The following is a 6,000-nucleotide window of genomic DNA, read 5'->3' as shown; positions in this document are numbered from 1 at the left end:
TCCTTTTAGCTTCGATGAACTGAAGCAACCTGTCGCCGAAAACTGCGTAACTCATTGTTTACCAAGGAGTTTTCCGTTTCGACTGCGCCGGAAGTGGGGCGAATTATAGGCTTCCAGAATCTGCCGTCAAGCGTTGATTTTGATTTTCTATCGAGAAGTTACCAGCGACAGGAAAAGCCGCCCTCCCCTCTATATAGAAGAGACCAAAACGAAAAGCCGAGACCTGGCTGCATAAATTGATGTGGATCAACCGTGGCACTTCGATGTGCTGTATGTTGAAAAAATAAAAACCCGCTAATCAGTACCGGAGATTCTCCATGTTCTGGTTTCGCCATCGTCAACCAACGTTCATACGCCTCGCCATCGTGCTGTGGGTGTTAGCGTTTGGTGTGGCAGCGACCCAAGGATGTCTGGCACAGCCCAGCCACAATCCGGCTACAACGCATATCTCGCTCAACACCCCGCAAAATCACGAGAGCCACGACACCCATGCCCTCGGCTGCCTTCAGCACTGCGCCGATGCCGCGATAGCTGTAAGTCCTTCGCCCCTTCTTCAAACATTTGATCTGTTCAGTTGGACCTTTCTGTTACTGATCCCTGCGTTGCTAATTTCGATTCCCGCTAATCCCTCCGCTTTTGCCTTTCTTGCCTTATGGCGCCCTGTACCGGCCAGACCGCCTGCCCGCCTGATTTTCGTCCGTTTCAACGATTAATCCGACCTTCTGCGCGCCGATCTTCGGCGCACTGCCTGACTGCGCCAACCTGGTGCGGCTTGGTATTACCCGAGTTGTCCTCACCCTTTGGAGATTGCCATGCATGCCTCAATGAAAATTATCCTCGCCACCCTGCTGATCAGCAGCCCACTCATCGCCTCGGCAGTCGACGAGCAACACCCGGAGCAAGGGCAGACCGCGCCCGGCCAGACGAGCGAAACAGCTACGCCGATGCAAAACAATGTCATGACCGAGCAAATGCAAAAAATGCAGGCTGCACACGACAAAGCAGCCTCTGCTAAAACTCCTGCCGAGCGACACGCTGCCATGCAGGAGAGCATGAAGACGATGAAGGACAGCATGGCCATGATGCAGAAGAACTGTCATGGCATGGGCATGGGCATGACCGGTAACAAAGACGGCATGGGTATGGGAATGATGAACATGATGATGAAAATGATGGATCAGCAATCGAGCATGATGAACATGCCGATGAGCAAGTGATGCGCACAAGCCTGTAGGCAATGCAGCGACGGTTTTACTTTAGCCAATATGCCAAGGGTAAAACTGCCGCCCGTTGCACCTTTACGACGTATCACTATATAGCACTCCCTCAGGAGTACAGAACCATGATGAATTCACCACATTCCGCTAACACCTCTCCAGCTTTTTGGAGGAGCAAACCAGGTATAGCGCTGGGCATGCTGCTAGTGATAGCGCTGTTTTACCTGGCCAGAGAACATTACGGCCATATGCTGGGCCTCCTGCCTTACATGATTTTGCTGTTGTGCCCACTGATGCATATTTTCGGACACCACCACGGCGGTCACAGCCATCACGGAGAAATTTCAGACTCAACCAAGAATGCGCAAAGGAGATAGCGCATGCGCACCCCTGAGCTTCGTCAAGAGCACGACCCAATACAGAAGTCTGAACCCCAACCCACCGGCTCCCATGATCCGGTATGTGGCATGACCGTCAGTAACGACAGCCAGTTCAGCACCGAGTATGAGGGGCAAACCTACCGGTTCTGCAGCCAGAAATGCCAAGCGACCTTCAGGGCAGCGCCCGAGCGTTATCGAATATCTCAACTGAAAATCGAACAAGTCCATCAGACAACAGCAGAGCCGGTAACGGGTGCCGCTGAATACACCTGCCCCATGCATCCGGAAATTCGCCAGATCGGCCCCGGCGTCTGCCCTAAGTGCGGCATGACCTTAGAGCCGGTGATTCCCGAATTGGAGGAAGAAGAGAACTTAGAACTCAAGGACTTCACCCGGCGCTTCTGGTGGACATTGCCACTGACAGTGATCGTAACCGTGCTGGCTATGGGTGGCCATGCCCTGGTGCTGTTCCATGGCACCACGCAAAATTGGGTCGAGCTAGGATTGGCTACACCGGTCGTGCTGTGGGCTGGCTGGCCGTTTTATGTGCGTGGTGTGCGTTCGGTGATTCAGCGAAGTCCGAACATGTGGACACTAATCGGCCTCGGCACGGCGGCGGCCTTCCTTTACAGCGTCGTGGCCACCCTGACTCCCGATGTATTCCCCAGCAACTTCATGATGGAGGGCCGCATCGGTGTGTACTTCGAAGCGGCGGCTGTAATCATCTCACTGACCCTTCTCGGCCAGATGCTTGAGCTCAAGGCTCGCTCGCAAACCTCGGCTGCCATCAAGTCGCTGCTTGGACTGGCCCCAAAAACTGCCCGTCGGATCAATGTCGACGGCACGGAAGAAGACATCCCACTGACACACGTACACAGCGGCGACACATTACGTGTGCGTCCGGGCGAAAAAGTGCCTGTCGACGGCCAGGTGTTGCAAGGCGAAAGCGCTGTAGATGAGTCGATGCTCACCGGCGAGCCAATACCGATAATGAAAAGGGCCGGCGACGCGCTGATCGGCGCCACCCTCAATATTCACGGCAGTCTGTTGATGCAAGCGCAGAAGATAGGGTCAGCGACCCTGCTCGCACAGATTGTACAGATGGTTGTGCAGGCACAACGCTCAAAAGCGCCGATGCAACGGCTGGCAGACGTGATTGCCAGTTACTTCGTGATCGTTGTTATTGCTATCGCCGCGCTGACTCTACTCGGCTGGGGGCTGTGGGGGCCCGAGCCAAGTTGGGTGTTCGGACTGATCAACGCTGTCGCGGTCATGATCATTGCCTGTCCCTGTGCCCTTGGCCTAGCGACACCGATGTCAGTCATGGTTGCCACCGGCAAGGCTGCTGGCAGCGGCGTATTGTTTCGCGATGCCGCCGCCATCGAAAACCTGCGCAAGATAGACATCTTGATAGTCGACAAAACTGGCACCCTCACTGAAGGTCGCCCAGCGTTCCATAGCGTCGAGGCAGTACCCGGATTTAGTCAGGATGAAGTGTTGCGCCTGGCCGCAAGTCTCGATCAGGGCAGTGAGCATCCACTGGCCCTTGCCATCGTCGAGCAGGCTCGTGCCGCAGGGCTAAAACTGGTGGCACCTGAAACCTTCGAGTCAACCTCAGGTATCGGTGTAAGCGGTCAGGTGGAGGGTCGCCGCCTGATGCTAGGCAATACCGCGTTGATGCAGGAGGCGGGTGTTTCCACCGAGAGCCTGCAAGCACATGCCGAGAAGCTACGCGGCGACGGTACGAGCATCATGTACCTGGCAGTCAATGGCGCCCTGGCAGGTTTGCTGGCTGTTGCCGACCCCATCAAACACACCACGAAGCTGGCCGTCGAGCGTCTGCAGGCGGATGGCGTCAAGGTCATCATGGCCACTGGCGACGGCCTTACGACTGCTCGCTCGGTAGCTCGCCAGTTGGGCATCGAGGAGGTTCACGGCGAGGTCAAACCGCAAGATAAAGAACGTCTGGTGGCATCCTTGCAACAAGCCGGACACCGGGTGGCGATGGCCGGCGACGGCATTAATGATGCCCCAGCACTGGCTCGCGCTGATGTAGGTATCGCCATGGGCACTGGCACTGACGTAGCGATGAACAGCGCTCAGGTCACCCTGGTCAAGGGGGATCTGCTCGGTATCCTGCGTGCTCGCAGCCTGTCAGTTGCAACGGTGAGAAATATGCACCAGAACCTGACCTTCGCCTTCCTTTACAACGCCATGGGCATCCCACTGGCTGCCGGCTTGTTCTTTCCACTTACCGGCCACCTTCTGTCACCGCTCATTGCCGCACTGGCCATGAGCGTCAGCTCGGCGTCGGTGGTATTCAACGCCTTGCGCCTGCGCCAGGCTTCCATTGATTGAGTGAAAACAATCTCTTGACCTTGCCATGGCAGCAAGGTTGAGGATAAGCCAACGCCGCAGAAAGGCCTCATGCGTCAGTCTTCCCATGATCAACTTTGTTGTGAGGAGTCACCAATGAAAGCTGTTGAACTGCAAGTCCAGGGCATGAGCTGTGGCTCATGTGTCAAACATGTCACTGAAGCGCTGCGCCCACTCGAAGGAGTCAGTGACGTAACAGTGGATCTACAAACCGGACGGGTGAAGGTCAGCGGCGATTCGGACAGCCATGCGCTGCTTGCAGTCCTGGAGAACGCGGGCTATCCAGCACAGCTGGCGACAGTGGAAAGCGTAGCGAGTAAGAAAACCTCGGGTTGTGGCGGGAACGGCGGCGGTTGCTGCTGTCGGTAAGCATTAGTACATGGCCCTCGACGCGTCAATCATCGCGGTATGAACGGCCAAACCAAACAGCCATATCAGGTGATAGGTCAGACCCTAACGGATACCGATCAAGTAGTCGCCGATTATCCTAGCCATTGACGACTACGTTATCCGACGAGAGGGTGCTCACCCTTCTCGCTACTTTGTATGAACTGTACTGTCCCTAAGGCTAATAGTTGGTCACCATGATCGATCTGAACCATTTCACACCGCTGAGCGCTCTGATTGGCGGCCTACTGATAGGCACTGCCGCTACCCTGTTCGTGCTGTTGAATGGGCGCATCGCCGGCATCAGTGGAATTGTCGGCGGTTTTCTGCGCCCGGTGGCTGGTGATGTCGCCTGGCGCATAGCATTTGTCTTGGGGCTACTCACGGCTCCGCTGCTTTACCGCCTGATTGCGCCACTGCCCAAGTTGCAGATCGATGCCGGTTATCCGCTATTGATCGTCGCCGGCATGTTGGTCGGCATTGGCACGCGCTATGGGGCTGGCTGCACCAGCGGTCACGGTGTCTGCGGCCTGTCGCGCTTGTCGCCGCGCTCAGGGGTGGCGACTCTAGTGTTCATGAGTGCTGGGTTTGTCACCGTCTTTGTGGTTCGCCACCTACTGGGAGGGAATTGATCATGGCACTCTTCTTCGCCTGGATTGCCGGGCTCATATTTGGGATCGGTTTGCTGGTTTCAGGCATGACAAACCCTGCCAAAGTCCTGGGGTTCCTGGACTTGACCGGGGCGTGGGATCCCTCGCTGGCATTCGTCATGGCCGGTGCCATTGCCGTGGCTACCCTGGGCTTTTGGTTGGCAAGAAACCGAACGCGATCACTGCTTGGCTTGCCGATGAATCTGCCCACAGCTCGACACGTCGACCGACGCCTGATCATCGGCAGCCTACTATTTGGGTTCGGTTGGGGATTGGCCGGGATTTGCCCGGGCCCCTCTCTGGTGCTGTTGGGCTCGGGCATTTTCAAGGGCGCGGTGTTTGTCGTGGCCATGTTGGCCGGCATGGCGCTATTCGAATGGTTTGAGCGACAAAAACGTCGTGGGTCGTTCCGTGGGTAAAGCCACCTGAATTTTACCTAGGAGCCGATACGGTACTGTCAGGCCAAGGCGTCAAAATCTTAAAGCCATCAAAACCTGCAATTGCCAAAGACGAGGAGGTAACAGCGACAACGATTTCAGACTAGAAATTCAGGAGCGGCAGCCGTAGTACATTCGTTGAGGTGCGCAGTGCGAAGCTGGTCGTAGACATCCCAGACTGGATGGTTTTCCTGCATCGCTGCTCCATAAGCACAACAGATTAACCGAAATGTCATGAGCATTAGGCGATGTGGCGTCTTGCTGCTGCCACCCTGCTGTCACGATGGGGGGGGACGCGATTCCAAAAAACTGCTGACACCATTGAATTATATGGTGTCCCAGGGCAGGTTCGAACTGCCAACCTTCCCCTTAGGAGGGGGATGCTCTATCCAATTGAGCTACTGAGACACAAGATGCCCGCGAAGATACGCGTGGCGATAGACGGCATGCATGTTAACGGGCCAACCTGCCTTTGTCATGTCATCCGTGGGCTTTTTAAGTGTAGGCAGATGTCAGGCGAGAGCTTGAAGTTTTCATGCACAAGCCAGAAGAG

The 6,000-nt window shown here is 55.9% G+C and carries 7 protein-coding genes and 1 tRNA gene; 7 read left to right on the top strand and 1 reads right to left on the bottom strand.

Translation table 11 applies throughout. The annotated features are described in order from the left end of the window. Nucleotides 1–317: 317 nt before the first annotated feature. The 7 genes from ACIO0C_RS29290 to ACIO0C_RS29260 all read left to right on the top strand — a co-directional run bounded on the left by ACIO0C_RS29290 (nt 318) and on the right by ACIO0C_RS29260 (nt 5,429). Nucleotides 318–713 (top strand): hypothetical protein, encoded by a 396-nt coding sequence (locus ACIO0C_RS29290; protein WP_401317696.1) that lies wholly within the window; start codon nt 318–320, stop codon nt 711–713. A 99-nt stretch (nt 714–812) separates the two neighbouring features. Then, nucleotides 813–1,217, top strand: coding sequence for a hypothetical protein (locus ACIO0C_RS29285; protein ID WP_401317693.1), 405 nt, complete (start codon nt 813–815; stop codon nt 1,215–1,217). Nucleotides 1,218–1,342: 125 nt separating this feature from the next. Beyond that, nucleotides 1,343–1,594, top strand: coding sequence for a DUF2933 domain-containing protein (locus ACIO0C_RS29280; protein WP_401317691.1), 252 nt, complete (start codon nt 1,343–1,345; stop codon nt 1,592–1,594). Nucleotides 1,595–1,684: 90 nt separating this feature from the next. After that, complete coding sequence (locus ACIO0C_RS29275) at nt 1,685–3,955, top strand: heavy metal translocating P-type ATPase (protein ID WP_401317701.1); 2,271 nt, start codon at nt 1,685–1,687, stop codon at nt 3,953–3,955. Nucleotides 3,956–4,069: 114 nt separating this feature from the next. After that, a complete protein-coding gene (locus ACIO0C_RS29270) occupies nt 4,070–4,342 on the top strand; it encodes a heavy-metal-associated domain-containing protein (protein ID WP_401317688.1) in 273 nt (90 codons plus the stop codon). Between the two features lie 215 nt (nt 4,343–4,557). Further along, complete coding sequence (locus ACIO0C_RS29265; protein WP_401317686.1) at nt 4,558–4,992, top strand: YeeE/YedE family protein; 435 nt, start codon at nt 4,558–4,560, stop codon at nt 4,990–4,992. Nucleotides 4,993–4,994: 2 nt separating this feature from the next. Next, on the top strand, nt 4,995–5,429 hold the full coding sequence (locus ACIO0C_RS29260) for a DUF6691 family protein (protein WP_401317683.1): 435 nt from the start codon (nt 4,995–4,997) through the stop codon (nt 5,427–5,429). Between the two features lie 349 nt (nt 5,430–5,778). Here the strand turns inward: ACIO0C_RS29260 and ACIO0C_RS29255 are convergent. Beyond that, nucleotides 5,779–5,855 (bottom strand) — tRNA-Arg (locus ACIO0C_RS29255). Between the last annotated feature and the right edge of the window lie 145 nt (nt 5,856–6,000).

This window comes from Pseudomonas sp. NPDC087336, from assembly GCF_044744285.1.
Classification (GTDB): domain Bacteria; phylum Pseudomonadota; class Gammaproteobacteria; order Pseudomonadales; family Pseudomonadaceae; genus Aquipseudomonas.
The sequence above is the reverse complement of the archived record's forward strand: the minus strand, read 5'-3'. Positions and strand labels throughout refer to the sequence as shown.